The sequence below is a fragment of the Chloracidobacterium sp. genome (genome assembly GCA_016720705.1).
In the GTDB taxonomy this organism is placed as follows: domain Bacteria; phylum Acidobacteriota; class Blastocatellia; order Pyrinomonadales; family Pyrinomonadaceae; genus OLB17.
Genome location: JADKKB010000007.1, coordinates 2,274,043 through 2,297,913, shown reverse-complemented (window position 1 = coordinate 2,297,913; position 23,871 = coordinate 2,274,043). Strand labels below are relative to the sequence as shown.

At 53.0% G+C, this 23,871-nt stretch carries 16 protein-coding genes; 6 read left to right on the top strand and 10 right to left on the bottom strand.

The genetic code is table 11. The features are described from left to right. Positions 1 to 96 precede the first annotated feature (96 nt). From IPQ00_17200 to dnaK, 5 genes are all read right to left on the bottom strand, one after another. Complete coding sequence (locus IPQ00_17200) at positions 97 to 858, bottom strand: DUF4388 domain-containing protein (GenBank protein ID MBL0242304.1); 762 nt, start codon at positions 856 to 858, stop codon at positions 97 to 99. 137 nt (positions 859 to 995) lie between these two features. Further along, positions 996 to 4,442 (bottom strand): TonB-dependent receptor, encoded by a 3,447-nt coding sequence (locus tag IPQ00_17195; GenBank protein ID MBL0242303.1) that lies wholly within the window; start codon positions 4,440 to 4,442, stop codon positions 996 to 998. Positions 4,443 to 4,577: 135 nt separating this feature from the next. Continuing rightward, a complete protein-coding gene (locus IPQ00_17190; GenBank protein MBL0242302.1) occupies positions 4,578 to 4,979 on the bottom strand; it encodes a helix-turn-helix transcriptional regulator in 402 nt (133 codons plus the stop codon). 65 nt (positions 4,980 to 5,044) lie between these two features. Further along, positions 5,045 to 6,214: a molecular chaperone DnaJ gene (dnaJ, locus tag IPQ00_17185; GenBank protein MBL0242301.1), complete on the bottom strand. Its 1,170-nt coding sequence runs from the start codon at positions 6,212 to 6,214 to the stop codon at positions 5,045 to 5,047. A 137-nt stretch (positions 6,215 to 6,351) separates the two neighbouring features. Next, positions 6,352 to 8,289, bottom strand: a complete 1,938-nt coding sequence (gene dnaK / locus IPQ00_17180; GenBank protein MBL0242300.1) for a molecular chaperone DnaK — start codon at positions 8,287 to 8,289, stop codon at positions 6,352 to 6,354. Between the two features lie 195 nt (positions 8,290 to 8,484). On the opposite strand from dnaK, the gene IPQ00_17175 reads away from it, so the two are divergent. Continuing rightward, positions 8,485 to 9,780 carry a PD40 domain-containing protein gene (locus tag IPQ00_17175; protein ID MBL0242299.1) on the top strand — a complete coding sequence of 432 codons (1,296 nt, stop codon included), beginning with the start codon at positions 8,485 to 8,487 and terminating at the stop codon, positions 9,778 to 9,780. Positions 9,781 to 9,895: 115 nt separating this feature from the next. Further along, positions 9,896 to 10,834, top strand: coding sequence for a hypothetical protein (locus tag IPQ00_17170; GenBank protein ID MBL0242298.1), 939 nt, complete (start codon positions 9,896 to 9,898; stop codon positions 10,832 to 10,834). Here the strand turns inward: IPQ00_17170 and IPQ00_17165 are convergent. From IPQ00_17165 to IPQ00_17145, 5 genes are all read right to left on the bottom strand, one after another. Beyond that, entirely contained in the window at positions 10,831 to 11,445 is a 615-nt protein-coding gene (locus tag IPQ00_17165; protein MBL0242297.1) for a CDP-alcohol phosphatidyltransferase family protein, read from the bottom strand. The genes IPQ00_17170 and IPQ00_17165 overlap by 4 nt on opposite strands. Continuing rightward, positions 11,442 to 12,305 carry a metallophosphoesterase gene (locus IPQ00_17160; GenBank protein MBL0242296.1) on the bottom strand — a complete coding sequence of 288 codons (864 nt, stop codon included), beginning with the start codon at positions 12,303 to 12,305 and terminating at the stop codon, positions 11,442 to 11,444. The genes IPQ00_17165 and IPQ00_17160 overlap by 4 nt, the downstream gene beginning before the upstream one ends. 67 nt (positions 12,306 to 12,372) lie before the next feature. Continuing rightward, positions 12,373 to 13,584 (bottom strand): tyrosine--tRNA ligase, encoded by a 1,212-nt coding sequence (locus tag IPQ00_17155; GenBank protein ID MBL0242295.1) that lies wholly within the window; start codon positions 13,582 to 13,584, stop codon positions 12,373 to 12,375. A gap of 406 nt (positions 13,585 to 13,990) precedes the next feature. After that, the gene (locus tag IPQ00_17150) at positions 13,991 to 14,656 is read right to left on the bottom strand and encodes a hypothetical protein (GenBank protein MBL0242294.1); all 666 of its coding nucleotides are present in this window, start codon (positions 14,654 to 14,656) and stop codon (positions 13,991 to 13,993) included. Positions 14,657 to 14,934: 278 nt separating this feature from the next. Further along, positions 14,935 to 16,938 (bottom strand): VCBS repeat-containing protein, encoded by a 2,004-nt coding sequence (locus tag IPQ00_17145; GenBank protein MBL0242293.1) that lies wholly within the window; start codon positions 16,936 to 16,938, stop codon positions 14,935 to 14,937. Positions 16,939 to 17,077: 139 nt separating this feature from the next. Between IPQ00_17145 and IPQ00_17140 the strand changes: the two genes are divergently transcribed. From IPQ00_17140 to IPQ00_17125, 4 genes are all read left to right on the top strand, one after another. Then, complete coding sequence (locus IPQ00_17140; protein MBL0242292.1) at positions 17,078 to 17,647, top strand: sigma-70 family RNA polymerase sigma factor; 570 nt, start codon at positions 17,078 to 17,080, stop codon at positions 17,645 to 17,647. A 72-nt stretch (positions 17,648 to 17,719) separates the two neighbouring features. Then, a complete protein-coding gene (locus IPQ00_17135; GenBank protein ID MBL0242291.1) occupies positions 17,720 to 19,849 on the top strand; it encodes a serine/threonine protein kinase in 2,130 nt (709 codons plus the stop codon). Between the two features lie 198 nt (positions 19,850 to 20,047). Continuing rightward, positions 20,048 to 20,890, top strand: a complete 843-nt coding sequence (locus tag IPQ00_17130) for a pyrroline-5-carboxylate reductase (GenBank protein MBL0242290.1) — start codon at positions 20,048 to 20,050, stop codon at positions 20,888 to 20,890. A gap of 102 nt (positions 20,891 to 20,992) precedes the next feature. Beyond that, positions 20,993 to 23,857, top strand: a complete 2,865-nt coding sequence (locus IPQ00_17125; GenBank protein ID MBL0242289.1) for a PD40 domain-containing protein — start codon at positions 20,993 to 20,995, stop codon at positions 23,855 to 23,857. Positions 23,858 to 23,871 lie beyond the last annotated feature (14 nt).

Here is a 23,871-nt window from a genome sequence, read left to right as displayed (position 1 = left end):
CTATAGTGCTCGCATTTTGGGGAAGCACTATATTTTGTTGTATTTGAGCCTTTGTGTCAACTAAAAGAATGTAGAGATTTTGACGAAAGACCGGGTTTACAACTGCTCGTCTGCCACGTTTCTGAGGCCCTGTTTCTCCGCACGTTCGTGATCAAGTTCAGTCAAAACATCGAGCATAAAGTTGGTGTTGCTGCTGACAGCGATCAAGATCGGGAAAGGCGTTTCGGAAACCGAAAATTCAAACGTCCCGCCGTTGATCTCGATAATGTCGCGAAATGCCAAAGCACCGTTCTTGCCATTACACTCGGCGTCGACTATCTTGCCGTCGTTGAACGCGACATTTGCCAGATACAGGTCGGACTTGATGACCAAGAGTCCGGTCATTTTGGAGTTTTCGATCACCTGAACTGCGTCAAAAATGCTCACAAACGCGAGATTGCCGGCAAATGTGACATCGGTGCGCACCTTCTGCGGCGACTTATCACGGCCAGCGGCAAATTCCGGACGGCGTGCACGGCGGATCGCCTCGAGGCCCGGTGCAACCGATATTCGCGGATCGAGCAGTTTGGCCTCCTGCAATCGATCGTAGGCAACGTCAAAATCTTCGCGTGCGATATAGAGACTGACCAGAGCAAGGCACTGGCGGGCCGCTTCATTGAGATTCCGCTGCTTCACGCAAATATCGCGCATTTTTTCGCGCAAGCTGATCGAGCGCGGACTGCGCTCGAGCGAGGTGCGGAGCAGTTCGAACGCCTTTTCCGGCGAACTGTATTTTACAAAGAGGTCTGCGTCGAGAAGCACTGACTCGATCGATGTTTCAGTAAATGGTGTGGCTGTATTTTCGGCGATCTCTCTCATACGGCAGGTATGAACAAAATTGTTCAACACTCAAATCTAACATATTTCGATTGGTGAAGTCATTACTTTTATTGATCGCCGAGCACGAAAATGGGCCGCCCGAAGACGGCCCGTCGAAATGTTGGATCAGGTATCGATCAGAAATCGAATCTGACGCCAAGCCGGATGTCACGCTGCCGATATGTTCGCGTCGGTACAAGAAAATTGTCCCGTGCGAGTTGCTGAGTCGGGGTCTGTGTCGCACTCAATGCCTGGAAATTGATGTACTCACTTCCGTATGAGAAAACCGAGGCATTGAAAATATTATTAAACTCGATCACCGGCCGAATGCGGATCCGCTCGCCGGCCTTGAATTCACGAGTGACGTTCAGGTCAAAGGTAAATAGATTCGGGCCGGTTCCGGCATTGCGCCGCAGATTACCGCTCTTCGATCCGATCGGCTGTAGTGAGAACTGAGCGAGTAATGCGGTAGGAACCGGCGAACCCGGCTCTCTGTAACGAATGTCGCTCAGTGATCCGTTGAAATTGAGACGATCTGTACTAACGTCGTCAAGGTTACGATCCGTACCGCCGCCACTCAGATTAAACGGTGCCGAACTGCCCCAGCGAAGCAGCGGCGAGAACCGAAGCTTGCCAAACCAATACGGCGTGTCGAACGAACCAGACCAAGCTAGCCGATGCCGTCGATCCTGCAGGCTGCGTGCCCACTCGCGGCTAAAGTCACCGTTGACCTCAGCATTGGCCGTGTTATTCAGCCCGTCGTCCTTTGTGCTCGAGAGCGTGTAAACAAAGCGGAAATTAGCTCCAAATCCTGCGCCGAGTTTGCGGTAGCGGCTTCGGAGTTCGAGTATGATGCCGTTATAGAAGGCATTTCCTCGCGAACCGATCCGCGACGTTTCTTCGACCGTCTGGTCGGGGCGAAACTGAGCGATCGCCGCAAGTGCGATGCCGACCGGTCCGCCCGTCGAGTTGCCGTTCGTACCCGTGACGGCCGCTCCCGGAGCGGTCGATGACGTGCTGATCGAATTGAGATTGACCACACACGAACTCGTCGCCGTAAAGCTGCAAGTGCCGCTAACGCCGGACGGGTCATTATTTGCCCCGAGGACGAAACTGTACGTACGGGTCGTGGTGCCGTTCTGGTTGGTCAGGACGAATGTGTTCCCCAACAGCCACTGTGTCCAATCGGTAAATCCCGCCGGCAGACGCGGTGCATTCGGGTTAGAGTCGCGCCACAGTCTGGCCGTCTTGTTCCAGGTGTAATTTGCCTCAAACACCCAACCCTTAAAGATTTCACGTTCAAAACCTACGTTAAACTGATAGCTCTCCGGTATCTTCAGGTCGGCGTCGACCGAACGGAGCGGATTGCCCGCCGACGAAAGGTTGCCGATCGAAAATCCGGTATTCGCATTGCACGGACCGAGCGGCGACGGCACTGTCGGACATACGGTCGTCACAAGGTTTCGCAACTGGTCAACAGTCGCGTAGCTGTTTGGAAAATTCGCGGCGATCGCGTTCAGGATAAATGTTCGCCTGCTGTCCGACGCTGATGTGCCGATGGTGTTCGAGTCAAATGCCACCAAGGTACCGCCGCTGTTCTGGATCGAGTCACCGACGGTGCGGAGCAGTACGCGGTTATAGAAAATACCGGTTCCAAATCGGATCACGCCCTTGCCCTTTTTGAAAGGATCCCAAGCGACGCCGAGTCTGGGGCCAAAATTGTTTTTGTCCGTAACAGCAGTTTCACGCTCGTAGCGAAGGCCCGCACTGACCGTGACATTCGACCAAGGCTTAAATTCGTCGTTGAAGAAGAATCCGTAGTAGCGATTCTTAACGGCTTGCCTGGTGCCGAAATTCTGACGATAACGCGTTACCTGGTTGGTCGAATACTGCAGCACGTTTCCGAAATTAAATGTTCCGGTAGCATCGCCAAGTCCGAATACAGCCGAGTTAACATCTTGCATATCCACGCCCATTTTGAACGTGTGATTTTTCCATAAGTAGGTCAGCGAGTCCTGAAACTGCCATCGAGTTTCAGTTCGTGAATCGGCAAAATTCTGGGATGTGCTGGTCGTCGAGTTGCCGGCGATCAGTGTCTGGACACCATTGGTAACGGGGCTTCGGAATCCGACCAATACCACCGGATCCAGCGGGCTTGCCGTCTGGAAGCTTGGCTGGTATTTCGACCATTGAGCCCTAAACTGATTTACCGCTCTCGCACCGAAAACGTGATTATCCGTAATGTTATAGGCGATCGTATTGTTGTTCTTTTCCTGAAATGCGTTCTCCAAACGGGTCGTCGAACTGCCGTTAGTGCGGCGGTTAGTACGCTTTGCAAATTGGATCGCAAATGTAAGATCGTTGTTTTTGAACAATCGATGGTCCACTCTCGCCGTCCAGACGTGATTCTTATTGGGCGTCGAATACAATGCCGAGTACTGCTGCATAAATCCTGCGGTCGGCGGCGTCGCCGTACACGCGAGCGGCGAAGCGTTGTCACAAAACTGCGTCGTGCCGGTCGGCGTCGGTAGCGTATAACGCGGATTCGCAATGACCGGTATATACGTATCGATCAGTGTCGTGTCGTCGAGCTTCGTAAATTCGTATGTTGTTGCAAAAAACGTTCGAGCCTTGCCATTGTATAACTTAGGAATAAAGACCGGGCCGCTAAGCGAAAATCCCGGCACCATCTCGCGTAGGTCAGGCCGGGGGATCGCACGGCTGTTGTTGTACCAACTGTTGGCGTTCAGAGCATCATCGCGGTAAAAGAAAAATGCTCGTCCGCGAAGTCTCTTGCCGCCGGCACGCGTTCTAAGATTAACGCGGCCGCCCGATGCTCGACCGTATTCAGCCGAAAACTGATTAGAGATGACCTGGACCTCAGCGATCGCCTCGAGCGAAGGCTGAAAGCGGTCACGTGACGAACGGTCGTCGTTATTATCAAGGCCGTCGATCGTAATATTGTTTGAATACGCCGTTCCGCCTGAAATCGAGAAATTGCCCTGCTCAAGCGGCGCCGAACTCGGGTTGGCTCCCCGGTCCTCGGCGAGGCCACTGGTCGAGAGTTGCTCCTCGGACGTGCCGCCCAATGTAAGTACGAGATCGAGCGGGTTGCGTGATGTATTAGGTATCTCTTCGATCTCACGTTCGGCAATCGTGCCGCCGACTATCGTTCGCGTAGTGTCGACCGGCGGACCGCTGTCTTCGGTCACCGTTACGACTTGCTCTGCACGCACGTCGGCCGGGCGGAGAGTAAAGTCCTTAGCCACATTTTGTGCTGATATCGTAGCGATGTCCGGAGTCTCTTGAGGACCAAATCCGTCGGCAGTGACCTTGATCTTGTACGTGCCGGGCTTGAGCTTCAAAAAGCGGTATCGCCCGTCATCGTCAGTGATAATAGTTCGTGCAACGCCGGTTTCACCGAGCGTGACCGCAACCGTAGCACCTACGACCGCCAGGCCGTTCGAATCAGTGACACGGCCGCTAACGGTTACGTCATCGAGGTCCTGGCCGAGTGCCGCCAACGTACAAATGGCCAGCAATATCGTGGCCGTAAACAAAACTGTCGAGATTCTAGCTAGCATCAATTTCTCCTACTACAATTCAGTCTGAATGAAAGCAATCGTAGCCGAAAAAACGACCTAACGCAAAACTGCACGGAAAGCCGCACTTATCGCTGAAGGCGGTATAAGGTATACAAAAGTTGTGCCGAAATGGTATCAGTCTTCGGACGAATGCGTTTCGCGTATGCGGATCACACGCGCACGAGAGATAGGGATAAGTGCTTCGGTCGACGAAAATGAAGCGTTGTGGGCGGCAAATTCATTGGCGTGATCCTTAAGATAGCCAAAGAATCTTTCAAACTCTCGCCGCATCTCGTCCATCTTTTCACGCATATTGAGGATGATCTCGACGCCGGCGAGATTGACGCCCAACTCGCGAGTCAGCGACAAAATTATCTCAAGCCGCTCGAGATCCGAGTCTTCGTAGAGTCTCGTATTTCCCACCGAACGTGACGGCAGCAGCAGACCCTCGCGCTCATACAGGCGAAGCGTCTGCGGATGTATCTCGTACATCTCAGCGACCGCACTGATCGTGTATGTCTTAACTCGCTTCTTCATCTGATCATATAGCTGCAGGGATCATCCTTGAGGACAATATCGATCTCAGGACCTCGCCCGTGGGCTCATTCTAAACCAATGACCTTTCTGGGATTTTCCGGATTTAGCTTTTCAAACTGCCGCAAGACTTCCTTGGTTTCTTCGGACAGTATGCGCGGCAGCATTATCTTTACCTCGACAAACTGATCTCCACGCAGGCTCGGGTTTCTCAACGACGGAAAACCGCGTTCACGTAATCTGAATTTCTGGCCCGACTCCGTTCCGGACGGCACTTTTAATTGAGCCTTGCCCTCGACGGTCGGTACTTCGATCTTGGTACCGAGTGCTGCCTCAGGCACCGTGATCGGCACCGTAATATAAACGTTATCGCCCTTCCGCTCGAGGAACTTATGCTTTCCGACGTTGGTCAGGATAAAAAGATCGCCCGGTTCGGCACCTAATCGACCGCCGTGTCCCTTTTTGGGGATCCGTACGCGCGAGCCCGTATCGACGCCGGCGGGTATCTTGACCTTGACCTGCTCACTCTTTGGCGTCACGCCCTTGCCACTGCATAAGCTGCACGGTTGGCGACGGCGTCCGGTACCTTCACAGTCGGTGCAGCCTTGAGAAAACTGCAGACGGCCGCCGGATCGCATCACTTGCCCGCTGCCCTTACAGGTAGGACAATTGACCACCGGGCCACCCGTGTCGCCCGCACCATGGCACCTAGAGCACTGCTCTGAGCGGCTCACGGTGATGTTGGTCGTCAGTCCCGAAAATGCCTCTTCGAAACTCAACGCAAGCGGTATCTCGATATCGCGGCCTTTTTTGGGCATAGCCCGCGGCGGGTCAGGTTGGGGGCGGGCACCTGTGCCTCCGCCGCCAAAAAAGTCCGAAAAGATATCTTTGAAACTCGATCCGCCGCCCGATTGGCCGGCTCCGGTCGAAAAATCAAATCCTGAAAAATCATAACCCGCGGCACCGCCGCCCGGTGAACCGCCGCCCGCTCCATACGGCGAATTGATGTCCAGATTGTCGGCGTAGTATCCAAAGTGGTCAAAGACCTTACGCTTTTTATCGTCGGACAAAACGTCGTAAGCCTCCTGAACCTCCTTGAACTTGTCCTCAGACGCCGTATCGCCCGGGTTTACGTCCGGGTGATGCTTTCGCGCAAGGCGGCGATAGGCTTTTTTGATCTCGTCAGCCTTTGCATCCTTTTTTACGCCAAGTAAATGGTAATAGTCCTTTTTTGCCATCAATATCGTGAACTCTAAGCTGCGGGTCGAGAGCAGTTTAGCTTAAGACCCGTCCATCTTCAATTGTCCAATGCTCTACAGAAAAGCGGCAGCAGTGAACGGCATCGCCCACTGCTTACCGCTCACTGCTTTTAGGTTTACTTCTTATTTTCGTCTTCGACGTCGACATACTCAGCGTCGATGACGTTGTCATCGGCCGCCGCAGTGGTCTCGTCGTCGGCACCCGCCGCTGCCGTCGAGGCCTGCTCATCTGCCGCACCTTCTGCTCCCGGTGCCGCAGCCTGACTGTAGATCGCCTCAGCCAACTTGTGCGACGCAGTCTGCAGACGTTCAAAGGCGTTATCCATAGCTTCCGCATCTTCGCCGGCAAGCGCGGTCTTCGAATCAGCGATCGCCGATTCGATCTCAGCGACTGAGGCCTCATCGACCTTATCCTTGTTTTCGCCAAGCGTCTTATCGACACTGTACACGAGGTTGTCCAGACGATTGCGTGCCTCAATAGCCGCCTTCTTCTTTTCATCCTCGCCCGCGTGGCTTTCGGCGTCCTTCATCATCTTATCGATCTCTTCCTTCGAAAGGCCCGACGATGATGTGATCGTGATCTTCTGTTCGCGTCCGGTACCGACGTCCTTGGCCGACACGTTTACGATTCCGTTAGCATCGATATCAAACGTTACTTCGACCTGCGGTACGCCGCGCGGTGCCGGGGGAATGCCGACAAGATGAAACTTGCCGAGCGTCTTATTGTCAGACGCCAATGGCCTCTCACCCTGTATGACGTGAACCTCGACCGACGTCTGATTGTCCGACGCGGTCGAAAAGATCTCAGACTTGCGAGTCGGGATCGTCGTATTCTTCTGGATCATCGGCGTCGAAACACCACCAAGAGTCTCGATACCCAGGCTGAGCGGCGTCACGTCAAGCAGCAGAATGTCCGTCTTCTCACCGCCCAAAACACCGGCCTGGACCGCTGCTCCGAGAGCAACGACCTCGTCCGGGTTGACGGACTTATTCGTCTCTTTGCCGAAGAATTCTTTGACCATCTCCTGGACCTTGGGGATACGCGTCGAACCGCCGACGAGCACGATCTCCTCGATATCCTTCGCCGTCAGCCCCGCATCCTTGATCGCTTGCTCTACCGGCGGCATAAGTCGCTTGAGGATCGGCTCAACCAACTGCTCAAACTTCGAACGCGTCAGCTTGGTCACTAGGTGCTTGGGGCCGGCCGCATCCGCCGTGATAAACGGCAGGTTGATCTCGGTCTCCATCGCGCTTGAAAGTTCGACCTTTGCCTTTTCAGCCGCCTCTTTCAGACGCTGGAGAGCCATTTTGTCGTTATGCAGGTCAATGCCCTGATCTTTCTTAAATTCATCGATGATCCAGCCGACCAGCACTTCGTCAACGTCGTCACCACCAAGGTGCGTGTCGCCATTGGTCGATTTGACCTCGACCACGCCTTCGCCAACTTCGAGCACCGATATATCAAATGTACCGCCGCCAAAGTCGAATACGGCGATGATCTCATCCTTTTTCTTGTCCAGGCCGTATGCCAGTGCTGCTGCCGTCGGTTCGTTGACGATACGCAGAACTTCGAGCCCTGCGATCTTACCGGCGTCCTTGGTCGCCTGACGCTGAGCGTCGTTAAAATATGCCGGAACCGTGATAACAGCCTTTTCGACCTTCGAGCCTAGATAGTCCTCGGCCGACTGCTTGAGTTTCTGCAACACCATTGCCGCGATCTCAGGCGGGCTGTAATGCTTGCCGTCAACATTGATGCTGACGTCGCCGTTGCCGCCCTTGTCAACCTTATACGGAACCTGCTTGATCTCTTCGCTGACCTCGCCGAATTGGCGGCCCATAAAGCGTTTGATCGAGTAAAGCGTGTTCTCCGGATTCGTCACGGCCTGTCGCTTAGCGACCTGGCCGACCAGACGATTACCGTCCTTTGTAAAGGCGACGACCGACGGTGTCGTGCGTCCGCCCTCTGAATTTGTAATAACGACCGGTTCTCCGCCTTCCATTACGGCGACCACCGAATTTGTCGTTCCAAGATCGATACCTATGATTTTGCTCATTATGTGAAATCTCCAACTATGTAAAATTGCGCTGCCCAAACTTAAATCAAACGATAACTTGAGCCTGAAGCTAGAATAATACTTGAGTGCGTTGTTGTCAAGTTTAAATTTGATTGTTCGATATAGATTTTTTTGCCTTCGTATTACATCGCTGACGGCATCAAATAGTATAGTTACGTCCGAGGTTCTAACACTATGAGATCAATTAAGTATCACATCGCCCTAATCTTTGCCGCGTCGGTGCTTTCGACCGCGGCCTACTCTCAGGCAACTAATGAACTGGTGAGCCGCAGTACGGACGGCAAGTCGGTCGGTACATTTTACGACTCGACCGCCCCGGTTATCGGCGGCACCGGAGAGGATGAGGGCCGATTTGTGGCATTCATCTCGAGCGCAAAGGGCTTAGGCGGTTCGCTTGGCAAATATCGGCAGATAATCTGGCGAGACCGTAAAACCGGCGAAACACGTTTGGTCAGTAGAGGTATGAACGGTGTCGAGGGCAATCAAAACAGCTTCGCACCGGCGATCTCGGCGGATGGAATGGCGATCGCATATGAGTCATACGCGACCAATCTTGTGCCGATCGACACAAACGGCGTTCGAGACATTTTTGTTTGGAATGCGAAAACGGGTACTACCACGGCGGTAAGCACAGGACCCGGTGAGATCGAGACCAACTCCGAGAGCTTTGAACCGACGATCTCGGGTAATGGCCGATTTATCGCATACACGTCCGGCGCGAGTAATATAACGCCGGGTGTCGAGGGCACAAGTACGGTAAATGTTTACTTAAAAGATATGCTCAGCGGCTCGACGAAATTGATCACCATCGACCCAAAAACAAAGAAGGGCGTAGGCGGTTCGCGGCCTTCGATCTCGGAAGACGGATCGAAACTCGCGTTTTACTCATTTGCCTCGACACTCGCCGAAGGCGACAAAAACAATCTCTGGGACATATTTATATACGAAGCGGGCAATCCGAAACTCAGGCGTATCAGCCTAACGCAATCGGGATCTGACCGCGATCAAGGCACTGAGAGCTCAAGCCGCGTGGTGTCGCCGTCTATCTCAGGCGATGGGCGCCGCGTAGCGTATGCGACGACGGCCGCGAATATGGTCGGCAACGATACCAATAAACTGCAGGATGTATTCGTCACCGACACCACCGGCGGGAATGTGGTGCGAGCCAGTACGGCGGCACTTGGCTCGCAAGGCGACGGCGACAGTCCGATCGGCCAGGGCGAAAAGATCGCGATCACATACAACGGCAGCCTTGTTGCCTTTAATACAAACGCCAAAAATCTCGGCGGAAATCTCGTGGTTCGGCACGTTGCCGCCGGTGAGACAATAGCGGTCTCCAGAGACCTGACATCCGCGGTCGGCACACCGGCGATCTCGCGGACCGGCAAGTGTGTTATCTACGGCTCAAACAAACGTCTGGATCCGAAATTCGCATCGTCCGGTATTTTCGTTACTTGCACGACCAAATAGTCACTACCTTAATTTCCGGCGGTATTTACTAAAAAATGCTGTGCCGCATTTGAATGCACGAAATCGCGGCTGATATATTTACTTCGTACTCATTTTAGTCTGAAAGGAATTAGATATGAACAGATCATTTTCGATCGTCTCGTGTGCCCTTATCGCACTTATGCTCGTTAGTTTTGTCTCGGCGCAAAGTTCGCCGTCAATGGATGAGCTTTTTAAGCAGATCGCAACACTCTCTAACACCAAAAAGCCTGAGGATATGGAAAAGGCGTTTCAACTCAGCAAGGATTTCCTCAAACGCTTTGGCAACGAAAAAGATAACCGGATCGCAAAGGTCAAGACGTTTTACGTAAAGTATCGCGACCCCGCTTTTTATGCGGCGATCGACGGTAAAAAGTATCCTGAGGCATTTGCTCTCGGAAAAGAGATACTTGCTGAGCAACCCAACAATGTTGACGTGCTAATGAATCTGGCATTTGCCGGATACAACGCGACCGTCGGGACAAAGGACCGCGTCTTTGCAGATGACACGATATCGTTTGCCAAAAGGACTTCACAACTTTTTGACGCCGGTACGATGCCAAAGGAGTTTTTCCCGTTCAAGGACAAAAGCACGGCGGTCGCGTTTATGCACTATATTGCAGGCGTTCTGAGCTTTGAGCAGGATATGAATACGGGGATAGTTGAGATCTATCGGGCAACGCTTGTGGACTCGGCGATCAAGGACAGTGCCGACCCGTATTCGATGATCGCGTCGTATTACGAATCGCAATACGAGAGTGCCTCAAAGGTACTGAATACAAAGGTCGAAGGCAAAGCATTAAGCGACGCCGATTATAAGACGGAAAAGGCCAGGGTCGATAATATCCTCGAATCGCTGATGGACGCGTATGCCCGCACCGTAACTCGTGCAGAAACCGAGAAAAACCCGAATCTGAGTATTTGGAAACCGAGGCTGGTGCAGATCTATAAATTTAAGAATAAGACCGAGGACGGACTTGTTGAATTTATTAAGTATGCCAACACTAAGCCGATGGCAGAGCCGAAGAAATTCTAAGTTCGGACATCACTTTCGGGCTCTGTGGATTCGGCCTCACGCATCAGGCGTGCAACGTGAAATACGTAATGCACGCCTGACAGCGCGGCAAATAGTGCGACGATGAAATATGTCGTCGGCAAATGTATGTGGATACCCGTGACCGCCGCCGCGAGGACGAGCGTCACGGCCACTACCTGCACAAAAGTGCTGGCTTTGCCGAGCCACGACGGCTTAAACCCACGAAAACCGGTCATTACATTAATTGCCGCGGCGACGGTGACGATCAAAACGTCGCGGCCGATGACCGCCGCCGTTACCCAGAACGGTATCGGCAAATGCCTCGTTTGCGGCAGCACGTTCGGCAGCGTCAGTACAATGAACGCAACCGTCATCAATAGTTTGTCGGCGATGGGGTCGATGATGGTCCCGAGTTCGGATTCCTGCCCGAAACGACGTGCGATAAAACCGTCGATCCCATCCGAAATGCCCGCGAGCACAAAAATGATCAGTGCCCACTCGACCTTGCCGTAGTACAGCATACTCGCAAATACAGGTATCAGACCCATTCTGATAAATGTCAGAATGTTAGGGATCGTGAGAATTCTTGAAGATGGAATTGAGCCGCTCATTCTGCCGTTCGCAGCTCCAACATTGAGATTTCGGGCGGGCACTGATAGCGGACCGGAAGCACAACTGTGCCAATGCCCCGAGTGATATAGACCTGAGCGTCCTTGCGGCTATGGAGTCCGCTTGAGAGCTTGCGTCGTCGCAAAATACGCTTTTCCGCGTCACGGATCTTGATCTGACCGCCGTGAGTATGGCCGCTAAGTGTCAGATCGATACCGGCCCGGACCGATTGACGAAAGATGATCGGATTGTGAGCCAAAAGCAGTTTCATTTCATCCGGAAACGAGCCGCGCATCGCGGCCGCGACATCGGTCTTGCCGACCATATAATCATCGACGCCCGCGAGCCAGAAGGTCGAGCCCCGAGCCTCGATACGTAAGCCTTCATTGACAAGCATTTTTACGCCTTCGCCGCGAAACATATGGGTGACGAGATCGGCGTCCGTCCAATGGTCGTGATTGCCGAGACAAGCGTAAATTCCAAATTTTGCCTTCAATTGGGCGAGTGCGGCAGCGACCGGAGCGATATATTCGCGTTCGTGCGAGACGTAATCGCCGGTCAGCAGAAACATATCCGGACGCAATCGATTGGCTACCTTTACGACACGCTCAATATGCTCAAGGCCGGTAAAGGGGCTATGGTGAATGTCGGAAAGGTGGATTATCTTAAATCCGTCAAGACGCTTCGGCAAACGCTTTAACCGGATCTCGACACGCTCGAGCGACAGACTCGTCGCCTCATCCATCGCGAGCTTTGCCTTTTTTGACCAATTACCCGCGATCGCTCGCAACGGTGCCTCGGAGGCAACGTAGGCGTTTATGCGTTCGGACAACTTGATCCGTTTTGGCGTGGCGATCGTCATTTCGTATGAAGATGATAACTTTTACACAGCCGCAATACAATCAAAACAATATTGCGAGCTTCGAAGCCTACGCGGGCGCTTCCGACACTAATTTGAGAAATTTGCGTTTTCCGACCTGGAACAATACACCGTCGGACCCTATGGTCACATCGGTACCGGCAACGGCTTTTTCGCCGTTCACCTTGACTCCGCCCTGTTCGATCAGGCGGCGAGCCTCGCCCTTTGACCCGGCGAGTCCGGCATCCGCAAGCAACTGCGCCAACTGGTATGTTCCCGCTGCGACCGTCTTTTCGTCGATCTCGTCAGGAACTTCTTTTTGGACGAAACGCTTTATAAACTCATCTTCAGCGGCGTCGGCATCTGCCTGCGAATGAAAATCCTTAACGATAAGTTTGGCCAGAGCGACCTTAAGATTGCGTGGATTTTCGCCCGCTTCGATTTGAGCTCTCAAATCTGCAATTTCAGTCGGGTTGAGGTCCGTCAGCAGCTCGTAGTATTTCCACATCAGTTCGTCGGAGATCGACATCACCTTGCCAAACATCTCGCCCGCCGCCTCATCGATACCGATGTAGTTATTGAGCGATTTGGACATCTTGTTGACGCCGTCGAGTCCCTCAAGCAGTGGTGTCGTGATGATGACCTGGGGTTCCTGGCCGAATTCACGCTGAAGATTGCGGCCCATCAGAAGGTTGAATTTCTGGTCGGTCCCGCCGAGTTCGACATCTGCCTCGAGTGCGACCGAGTCGTAGCCCTGGACCAGAGGGTAAAGCAATTCGTGGAGCGAGATGGGTTTTTCCTCGGCCATTCGCTTGGTAAAATCATCGCGCTCGAGGATCTGTCTGACCGTAGTTTTGGCGCAGAGCTTGACGAAATCCGCGGCCGTGAGTTTATCCAGCCACTCGCCGTTAAATCGCAACTCCGTCTTATCCGGATCGAGCAGCTTGAACATCTGGCGCTTATACGTCTCCGCGTTCGTATTTATTTCTTCACGCGACAGAGGCGGTCGGGTTACGTTCTTGCCCGAAGGGTCGCCGATCATTCCGGTAAAGTCTCCGATCAGGAAAATTACAGTATGCCCGAGGTCCTGAAACGCCTTAAGCTTACGGATCACGACCGTGTGCCCGAGATGAATATCTGGTGCGGTAGGGTCAAGCCCGAGTTTGATGCGTAGCGGCTTACCTGATTTTGCACTACGCTCGAGCTTTTTACGCAGGTCTTCCTCACGGATGACATCGATCGTGCCTTTTTGGAGAAACTCTATTTGTTCGTCAATGGTCATAGTAAGACGGCAATTATAACGTACGGCACATAATGTACGCATTGGTCAGGTCGTTTTTCGCATGGTTAAAAGCATCGGAGATCCGCCGTTGATCTCGAAACCGATATCCTGTCGGAGTTTGATGGCGAAAATATTGTTGTAAGGACGAAGTTGAACTGCCTCGCCGTAAAGACCATACCTCCTGCTTCGTCGAGCGACCAGAATGCCGTCTTCTTCCCGATGCCTTTGCTATAAGATGCTTGCGAGACAATGTAGGCGGCGTTCCCAACGTATTTGCCGAGGCCTGTATGTTGCCTACAACCAAAATGTCGCCATAACCTCGCCGCCGATCCCCGTCTTGATGATCTGCCAAATCGCCGGCTTGTCGTGATTTAACGCATTTCTAAACAGGATCATTGATGCCCTGCTATTGACTTGCGGCTTTCCAATTAACGGACCGATCGAGTTCGCTTACGGCCTTTAGCATTGCTGCGGCTTCAAGCGAATTTTTCCCTAAATGGCCTGTGTTTATTGTTTTTACGCCACCGTTGTAATGGATCGTCAAGATGTTACGTATTGGAAGCGAGGTAATAAAGCGTGAGTCGGGTTCGTTTGAAAAGTCGTTGTCGGCAAGAACTTCAGCAAGTGCAGAAAATGCCGTCTTGTCGATGTTTGCGGTGAAAGACTCGTTCTCGGGCACTTTCTTTACACCGTTGGTGGTAGTTTCGCGCGATGTTTTTTTGCTGCATACGCCGTCAGCAGAAAACGTCACGATCTTCGATGATGACGCGTAGTTCTGGACGTTGATATTACTAAAATAGCCGGTCGGGCTAGCCGAAGAAATGTTACCCATCGTCGATTCGGAGAAAGTGACCTTTGTAATATTCGCCGCAGCGACGCGATCCGAGCCTTTTGAACGAGGTACTATTTCGGCATCCGGCTTTTTATTGTTAATCGCCGGCGCGTCGCTGACAACTGGGTTTGGCTGAGGACGCAGGTAAAGATAGCCCATAAATCCGGCGATCAACACAACGGCGGTCATAAGCGCCGTAATTCCAACCGCTAAAATTACTTTTGCCGAAGTATTGGTCATAGCGCTCATTCTATACCAATTTGTGAACATTTTGCCACACGTTTTATTCAGCAAAATATGGATTTACGACAGATGCAGCCCATTTCGAAACCGCATCTGCAGTTGCTGGTGGTAAGGACCTGGCGGTCGCCATCTGCGTCAAACCGCAGCGTCAGAATCGAAATAACGGTGGATCAAGGCAACAGAAAAAGCCAAAGCCCGAATTATCGTGCTTTGGCTTTTAGTCTAGGGAGATGTGTCCCCGCCGATTCGATTTGCCTGTAGAAGGTCCCGACCTGCTATCTCACGAAGGCATTCGGCACCGGCAGATCGCCGGTAATGCCGAATTGCTGGATCAGCGTGCCGGCGGTTGAGCCTTGGATGAACCAGGTTGAGTTCGACGGGCGGAAAACTCCGGCGTCAAACTTGCCGTCGCCGTCGTAATCTCCCGGGACGGGGAAATCGCCGGTCGTGCCGAACGGAAACGCGAAATATGTGAGGTCTTCGCTGCGGAGAATGTTCCAGAATCCGGTCGAAGACCGCCAAAACGCGATGTCTGCTTTGCCGTCGCCTGTATAGTCACCAACAACCGTTTTGTCGGTCGAGGTTCCGAACTGCGTTGCAAACACGTTGCCATTCGAACTGCGGCGGATCCACCACTCGGCACCATTCGCACCCGCGGGCCTAAAGATCGCGATGTCAGACTTCCCGTCGCCGTCGTAATCGGCGTTGACAGGCTTGTCGCCCGCGGCACCGAATCCGACAATGTCCGTCCCGCCCGACGATTTACTGATAAACCAGGTCAACGAACTTTCCCTAAAGACCGCCGCATCCGATTTCCCATCACCGTCATAATCCGCTGGCACCGGCACATCACCGGTCGCTCCGAACGGAAAAGCATAGAACGAAAAGTCCTCGCTCCTCAATACAAACCACTGCCCCGTCGAAGGCCGCCAGAACGCAACATCGGTCTTCCCGTCGCCCGTATAATCGGTCGGCACCAGCCTATCCGTACTCGCACCAAATTGCAACGCCGCATTCCCGCCCGTCGAACTCTTTAACCACCACCACTCCGACGCCGCCCCATTCGGCCGGAAGATCGACAGGTCCGTCTTGTTATCTCCGTCGAGATCGAACGGTACGCGTCTCACTAGTCCTGTGTCGTCAGAGGTGATGCGGGCTATCTGGCCGCGGGCAACGCCGTCAACTGTTGTAAAGCTGCCGCCGACCAAAATCTTTCCGTCAGGTTGGCGTCTGAGCGATTCAATTGCGGGTGTTCCGGATCCGAACGGAATATTCCTGAAAGTCGTATCGAGCGTTCCGTCAGAGTTAATCCGCGCAAGCCCTCTTCGGGCGACGCCCCCAATTGTGTCAAATGATCCGACTATGACGAGCTTTCCGTCAGGTTGTAGAAACGACTTAAAAGCACTTCGAACGGTCGGGGCGGCAGCAGGGTTCTGAAAACCGGTATCTAAGGTGCCGTCGGAGTTAAGTCTTGCAATATAGGGACGCGCCAGACCTCCAACTATCGTAAAGGGACCACTGATATACATTTTGCCGTCCGGCGCCAGAGTGAGCCAGCTTATGTTGGTCTGATCCGGATTAGGGCTAGTGAACGAAGTGTCCAATGTACCGTTTTCGTTGAGTCGCGCGATAAATTTGCGGTCAACGCCGCCGACCGTTAAGAAGGCACCTGTTGCGATGATCTTTCCGTCTGGTTGAATTATTAGGTTATTGGGATTTCCGCTGAATGTTGGGGCGTTGAAGGAACTATCGATGCTTCCGTCGACATTTCGACGTGAGACTTGAATGGTTCCGCTAAAACTCGCAGGAACAAGGATCTTGCCATCGGGCTGCAGAGCAATACGCGAAACACCAACAGGAGGAGTAAAGCCCGCGTTAAATCCGGTGTCGAGCGTTCCGTCCTCGTTCAGCCGGGCAAGACGATGTCGAGTCACTCCATTTACTGTCGCAAATCCGCCGGCGATCAGGATCTTCCCGTCCGGTTGTGCGACAAACTGTAGTACTGAGCCGGTGATATCAGTTTCGGTAGTAAAAGTAGCATCGTATGTGCCGTCAGCGTTCAGCCGAGCAATATTTCTCTTGGCGTTGCCTGCGATTGTCGAAAACGTGCCGCCGACCAAGATCTTTCCGCTCGGTAGAGGCAGAAAATCGCTAATATTAGCATTTGCACCCGGATTGAATGCGTCGAGCGTCTGGGCCTTGAACGCGGTTGATGATCCAATGATCAGTAATAATACAGACGAAAAACAAGCTATTCGTAAAACTCTCAGCGACTTCATTTATTGCTCCTACGGAATAAAATTTGACCCGACAATTCGGCGGTTCATAGTTTAATGCGTAGTAATCATCGATTTTCCGACATTTTTTATGAAATAATTCGCGCGTGAGTTAAAATTCAATTACTAAGCGACGGGTTTTATGGATGGGATCGAAACTTCAGGCATAACGCAGATCTTGATCGACTGGAATAGCGGCGATGAAGAAGCAAAAGAGCGCCTGATCCCCTTCGTTTATGATGAATTGAAGAGGCAAGCTCGCATCTTGATGTCTCGCGAACGCTCCGACCACACACTCCAACCGACGGCTTTGGTTCACGAAGCGTTTATCAGAATAGGCGTCCAAAGCGGTATCGAGTGGCAAGATCGAAGTCATTTTTACGGCATTGCGTCACGTCTGATGCGGCAGATCCTCGTGCAGCACGCCCGTTGGCACGCCGCGAGTAAGCGTGGAAATAAGCCGATCCATTATTCGATCGACGATTTCCAGATCCCCGTCGAAGAACGCGCGGGTTCGATCCTCGCGTTAAATGACGTGCTTGAGCAACTTGAGAAGTTTGACGAGCAGCAGGCCAAGATCGTTGAAATGCGTTTTTTTGGCGGAATGACCGGTACAGAGATCGCTGAGGCACTCGAGATCTCTGAGAGAACCGTGACCCGCGAATGGAAAGCGGCAAAGCTTTGGCTATTCCGCGAACTGCATCGCGGCTAACGGCTAACCGGGTTTTTGGCTATATTTTTCCTTTTTTGACACCTATAACAGGTGAGGTTGTAGTTCGAACTGATGGCAGATCAGAATTGGAAAGCAATTAAGCAAAGTTTAATGGATCTGGTTGAGCTCGATCCATCGCGTCGCTCCGCTTATTTCACTGACAATAATATAGATCCGGCCATTCGTTCGGAGCTAGAGGACCTGCTGGAGCATCAGAATGATGCCGACAAGATGCTGGACGTCTCGGCCCTCGATCTCTCCAAGGACTTTCTGGCGGTCGATAGCGACGAGTCGCCGGAGACTGTTCAGCAATTCGGAGTTTATCGAACGATCCGCGAACTTGGGATCGGCGGTATGGCGGCAGTTTATCTTGCAGAAAGGCTCGACGGCAAATTTAACCAGCTTGTCGCGATCAAGGTCCTCAAACGCGAATTTAATGTCCCTGCGCTTCGCGCATCGTTTAAGCGTGAGATCGAGATCCAAGCCGGGTTGGTCCACCCAAATGTTGCTGCCATCCTCGATACAGGCACGACCGACGAAGGTATTCCTTATATTGTGATGGAGTACGTCGAAGGCTTGCCGATCGACATATTCTGCTTTCGCAACCATCTAAGCTTGGTCGAGCGGCTAAAACTCTTTAATAAGGCGTGTGACGCGGTTGCGTTTTTCCATCAGAATCTGATCGTACATCGAGACCTTAAGCCATCAAATATAATGGTGACCGATGGGGGAATTCCGAAGTTGCTTGATTTCGGCATTTCAGAATTACTCACTGCTGAGAGTACTGCGGGGCGGCCCGGACAGTCGATGCTCGGAGCGATGACTCCCGAATATGCGTCACCTGAGCAAATACGCGGCGAACCTATTACCACTGCGACCGACATTTACAGCCTCGGCATTGTTCTATACAAGATTTTGACCGGTGCTCATCCGTTCGAACTCAAAGGCCGGGGCAATGACGAACTTCGCAAAGCGATCACGGAAGACCGGCCGATCCCGCCCTCAGCAGTTCCGACCGCAAACGACAAAGATCAAGGCTCCACTATCCGGGGATCTTTGAGGGGCGATGTGGATAGCATTGTCCTTAAAGCTCTCAGCAAAAAGGCCGAGCGGCGGTACGCCACCGTCGAACAATTTTCTGCAGACATTTGGCGATCCGTTGACGGATTGCCGGTACTGGCACACACGGCGTCGGTCTCGTATCGGGCAGGCAAGTTTTTGAAAAGAAATAAAATTTCCGTTGCGTCCGCCGTTTTGATCTTTTTGAGTTTGGTGACCGGGATCATTGTTGCATTCAGGCAAACAAGGATCGCAGAAGTTCAGGCTCACAACGCCGTCGTTTCGCAAAACCTGGCCGAACGCGAGACCGAACGATCAAGAGCAGAGGAGCTAAAGGCTGAAAAGATCAGCAAGTTTATGGCGAAGGTCATCTCCTACGCCAACCCGGCGTGGTACGCCGAGGGGTCAAGATTTAATGGTGACGCTCGCGTTATCGACGCACTTAATGATCTGGGCGCAAAGATCGACACGGAATTTGACGGTGAGGCCGATGTGCAATCCGAACTGCATCACAAATTTACCGAGGTCTATCATTGGGTCGGATATAGTGCAAAGGATCCGATCCAAAAGGAGAAGTTTCGTCAGGAAGAAAAGTTTCACGCACTTCGGGCATTAGAACTGAGAAAGCAATTTTATGGCGAACGTCACGAACTTGTCGCCAAAGACCTGATGTACGGCGTCGCATTTCTAGGCAAAACCGATGCGGAACAAGCGGCTGTTCTAAACCAAGCAATCGGGATGATGCGTGAAGCAAATCCTAACAACCTGAACTTACCGTATATGCTCGAAGGCTATTCATCACGGTTGACATTGCCCGACAGCCCGCAGACGCAAGACGCTTATCTCCAAGCGGTTACACCATCGACTGACGAAAACAAATATCAGATCGCCGAAAGAATGCTGCGCGAAGCCGTCGTTTTGTTTCGGATCCACTACAGAGAAGATAATATTGCGATCTATGCAAATGAATGCCGTCTGGCTTACGTACTCCAAATGCAAGAAAACCATAAGGATTTCGGCGACCACTATGCTATCTGTAGGCAAGGCGTCGAAAAGCTAAAAGGCAGCGATTCAGCAGCATCAATGAAGTCAAGTCTCCAACTCGTCGAAAAGGCACTGACGGAAACAGGTAATTCCAGGTAGTTGCCCGTCCGGCGATACGGTGATCAGATCTCCCGCAATAGACCGAATTCTATCGCTTCTCAGCCCATAGTTTGTTCCCCGACAGACATAAATGATTAAATCGTAGATGGTAATGCAGACAGATTATGGCCGCTTGTCCATTTCGAACGGGTCCGATATCTCGCGACTGCGTATCAACATCCGCAAAACCGTAATTTTATGACAAACCAACTAAAAGATCTTCATCTCGCCTTTATAGGCTGCGGCGTAATGGGCGAATCGATGATCGCCGGGTTGCTGCGAAAACAACTCGTCGATCCTAAGAATATCGCAGCGAGCCATCCGCGTGACTCCAGACGCTCCGCACTTGCCGCGAGCTACGGCATATCCGTTTTCGAGAGCAATGCCGAAGCCGCCCAATTCGTGAATGGGTACGAGAATTCGGCCGTGTTGATCTGCGTCAAGCCGCAGCGTTTGACCCGCGTATTAGCCGACCTTACCGGCGTTTTGCAACTTGACCAATTGGTCGTTTCGATCGTTGCCGGAGCACGTATCGAGCATCTGGCCGAAGAACTCGGTACTGCCAAGATTGTGCGGGCAATGCCGAATACGCCTTCGCAGATCGGGGCCGGGATCACGGCGTGGACCTGCACTAACGCGGTCGGCGAGACCGAGCGCGGCCACGTTCGCGAGATGCTCTCAGCCCTCGGCAAAGAACTCTTTGTCGAGACCGAGAATATGATCGATATGGCCACTTCGCTCTCCGCGACCGGCCCGACGTACATTTTTATGGTGATGGAGGCATTGACCGACGCAGGCGTTCATCTCGGATTTTCGCGGGATATGGCCAAGGAACTCGTGCAGGAAACGATGCTCGGCTCGGTCAAATTTGCGATCGATTCGCACAAACACCCCGCTGAACTCCGCAATATGGTCACGTCCCCGGGCGGCACGTCCGCCGAAGCGATCTACCAAATGGAGAAAGGCTCGCTACGGACGGTACTGTCAAAAGCTGTCTATGCGGCGTATAAGCGAGCGGGCGAGCTCGGTAAGAAAGCTTAGGGCGATGTCGCTCCGGACATTGTCTCATCCGCATTTCTATTGTGAACCGCGGCCAAATTTGAGAGAATTGGATTTCAAATAGACTTAAAAGGAGTCAGCGGGATGAATCGAACTTCCACGAGTTCAATGATTTTAGGACATCGGACGATCGTGACAATAGCTCTTGTGTTTGTCGCAATTGTCGGCTTCGGAGTCCTCTCCCAAAGATCCTCGACCAAGGACGCGGTCGCCCAACCAACCGCCCTCGGCAGGCTCGCCTACGACCGGACCGATTTCGCTTCCGGCGGTTTTGGCTACATCTCTGTCGCTACGTCCAACAGCGACGGAACCGGCACCGCAGTCCTCGCCGGCGCCGGCGTGCCGCCTATCTACAATAACAACCCGTCGTGGAACTCGAGCGGCACGAAGATAGTTTACGAGACCGACAATGAGCTCTGGGTGATGAACGCCGACGGAAGCGGCAAGGCCAACTTGACCATTACAGCTTTGCCTACCGCCGAACATAACCCGTCGTGGTCCCCGGCCGACAAGATCGCCTACGAACGCGACGGCCAGATCTGGACGATGAACTCAAACGGCACGGCGCAAGCCGCCTTCGCGGCGATCACTCAGCCCTCGCCCGCCGCTCCGGCCTATTCGCCCGACGGCACAATGCTCGCGTTCCAATCGGGCGGCAACGTCTGGGTCATCAATAGCGACGGCACAAATGAAAGCCGCGTGACATTTAACAACGACACAAATTCCGGCCCCGCTTGGTCGCCCGACGGCACTAAGATCATCTTTGCCCGGGCCGGCACAGGCATATCCGTCGTCCAAATTGACGGCACCAACGAAATTCCGTTGACCAACAACGGCGAGGACAGTAGCCCTTCGTGGTCCAACGACGCTACCAAGATCGCGTTTGTCAGACGCGGCACCACGGTCAACGGCATTTACACTATGGATGCCGTTGGCGGCAATCAGCTTCGTGTGCTAGCCGACAATCCATTAAACCCGGGTCGCTCCGAACATAACAACCCCGCGTGGCAGCCAGTCGTACTCCAGCCAAACACCGTCGTGATCAGCGGTCGTATCGCCAGAAATGGCGAGAGCCTCGCCGGCGTGACAGTCAACCTGACCGGCTCGGAAACGTCGACCGCGACCACGAACGCATTGGGTGAGTTTAACTTCGGGAACCTTCCCAGCGGTGGTTCCTATACCGTTACGCCAACAATCGCAAACCACATTTTCACACCCGCTCGAAAGATCTTCAGCGGTGTCATTGCAAACCGCATTGCCGATTTCGCGGCCGGCCAGACCTGCTCGATGCCTGGCTGTAAGGTCAATGGCAAAGTCGTCTTCGAGCGTGGCAGTGATCTCTATATCGCGAATGCGGACGGAACGGACGTCACACTTTTAACGACCGGCGGGATCAACGTGGACGCGGCCTTCTCGCCGGACGGTAACAAAGTCTTGTTCCGCTCGAATCGCGACGGCAACTTCGAGATCTATCGTATCAACTTTGACGGGACCGGAATCCAGCGATTAACTAACGTAGCGGGCTTTGATGAATATCCGGTATATTCACCCGACGGTGCTAGGATCGCGTTCACGAGCGACCGGGACGGTAACGTCGAGATCTACACGATGAATGCGGACGGTTCAAATCAGCTACGTTTGACCAAAAACGCGGGCGTGGACGACGAACCTACATTTTCAGCGGATGGAACAAAGATCGCATTCGCTCGCCCCAATGATGCTACGGGCCGGACGGCGATTTACACAATGAATGCTGTTGACGGATCGAACGTGACACAGGTCTCGTTTCCGTCAACTGCGGTTGCGATCTATGATGGTTTTCCGTCATTTTCGCCCGACGGAACCAAACTTCTATTTCGACGCTACAACAGTGGGCCATTTACCTCGGAGTTTTATATTGCGAATTCCGATGGCTCAAATCCGGTTACAATGGGCTTAAGCGGATTCATCTATAAGCCGTCGTTTTCGCCCGATGGGACGCGAATCATCTATACGAGATTATTCGGTCTGTCCACATACAATGTTGAGTCTCTTCCGATAGCCGGTGGGAACGCCACCATAATGGTAACGAACGGACACAATGTTGATTGGCAGCCCGTACAGCCCGCAACGCGACGAGGTCCATTCGATTTTGATGGCGACGGCAAAGCGGATGTCGCTGTTTTTAGGCCGAGCGAGGGCATCTGGTACATTCTCCGCAGTTCTGATCTGAGCCTGATGCAGACGACATTCGCTCTCACCGGCGACGTGCCGGTCCCTTCCGATCTTGACGGCGATTCGAAGACCGACATTGCGATCTATCGACCTTCGAACGGCGACTTTTGGTCAATCAGCACTATCAACGGTCAGCAGATCAACTATCATCTCGGCAAGCCCGGCGACATTCCCTTGCCGTCCGATATTGACGGTGATTCGCGTGCGGACTACGTCGTTTATCGGCCGTCGAACGGTCACTGGTATCGGATAAGCAGCACCACGGGAGCCCTGTCCGACATTTGGTTCGGAGCCACCGACGACAAGCCGGTAATCGGTGATTTTGATGGTGACGGCCAGGCCGATCCCGCGATCTACCGTCCATCGGACGGCAATTGGTGGTGGTTGAGCAGTGCCGACGGCGTTCAACGGGCGACCCGTTGGGGTATAGCCGAGGACATTCCTTCGCCCGCGGACTTTGACGGTGATGGAAAGACGGATTTCGCGGTATTCCGGCCATCAACGGGCGTCTGGTACATCATCAATAGCAGCTCAGGCTCGTTCACGATCTTTCCGTTTGGATCAAATGGAGATAAGCCGGTTCCGGCAGACTACGACGGCGATGGTCGGGCTGATGTTGCGGTTTACCGTCCGTCCGATGGCATTTGGTATTTGTTGCATTCAACCGCCGGTTTTGCCGGATTCCGCTGGGGCATCGCGTCAGATGTTCCCGTGCCAAACGCCTTTATTCAATAGCCGCTCAGGGAATC

Bases quoted from the DNA above. Each gene is read 5' to 3' on its own strand.
- IPQ00_17200 (MBL0242304.1), bottom strand. From the start codon at position 858: ATGAGAGAGATCGCCGAAAATACAGCCACACCATTTACTGAAACATCG.
- IPQ00_17195 (MBL0242303.1), bottom strand. From the start codon at position 4,442: ATGCTAGCTAGAATCTCGACAGTTTTGTTTACGGCCACGATATTGCTG.
- IPQ00_17190 (MBL0242302.1), bottom strand. From the start codon at position 4,979: ATGAAGAAGCGAGTTAAGACATACACGATCAGTGCGGTCGCTGAGATG.
- dnaJ (MBL0242301.1), bottom strand. From the start codon at position 6,214: ATGGCAAAAAAGGACTATTACCATTTACTTGGCGTAAAAAAGGATGCA.
- dnaK (MBL0242300.1), bottom strand. From the start codon at position 8,289: ATGAGCAAAATCATAGGTATCGATCTTGGAACGACAAATTCGGTGGTC.
- IPQ00_17175 (MBL0242299.1), top strand. From the start codon at position 8,485: ATGAGATCAATTAAGTATCACATCGCCCTAATCTTTGCCGCGTCGGTG.
- IPQ00_17170 (MBL0242298.1), top strand. From the start codon at position 9,896: ATGAACAGATCATTTTCGATCGTCTCGTGTGCCCTTATCGCACTTATG.
- IPQ00_17165 (MBL0242297.1), bottom strand. From the start codon at position 11,445: ATGAGCGGCTCAATTCCATCTTCAAGAATTCTCACGATCCCTAACATT.
- IPQ00_17160 (MBL0242296.1), bottom strand. From the start codon at position 12,305: ATGACGATCGCCACGCCAAAACGGATCAAGTTGTCCGAACGCATAAAC.
- IPQ00_17155 (MBL0242295.1), bottom strand. From the start codon at position 13,584: ATGACCATTGACGAACAAATAGAGTTTCTCCAAAAAGGCACGATCGAT.
- IPQ00_17150 (MBL0242294.1), bottom strand. From the start codon at position 14,656: ATGACCAATACTTCGGCAAAAGTAATTTTAGCGGTTGGAATTACGGCG.
- IPQ00_17145 (MBL0242293.1), bottom strand. From the start codon at position 16,938: ATGAAGTCGCTGAGAGTTTTACGAATAGCTTGTTTTTCGTCTGTATTA.
- IPQ00_17140 (MBL0242292.1), top strand. From the start codon at position 17,078: ATGGATGGGATCGAAACTTCAGGCATAACGCAGATCTTGATCGACTGG.
- IPQ00_17135 (MBL0242291.1), top strand. From the start codon at position 17,720: ATGGCAGATCAGAATTGGAAAGCAATTAAGCAAAGTTTAATGGATCTG.
- IPQ00_17130 (MBL0242290.1), top strand. From the start codon at position 20,048: ATGACAAACCAACTAAAAGATCTTCATCTCGCCTTTATAGGCTGCGGC.
- IPQ00_17125 (MBL0242289.1), top strand. From the start codon at position 20,993: ATGAATCGAACTTCCACGAGTTCAATGATTTTAGGACATCGGACGATC.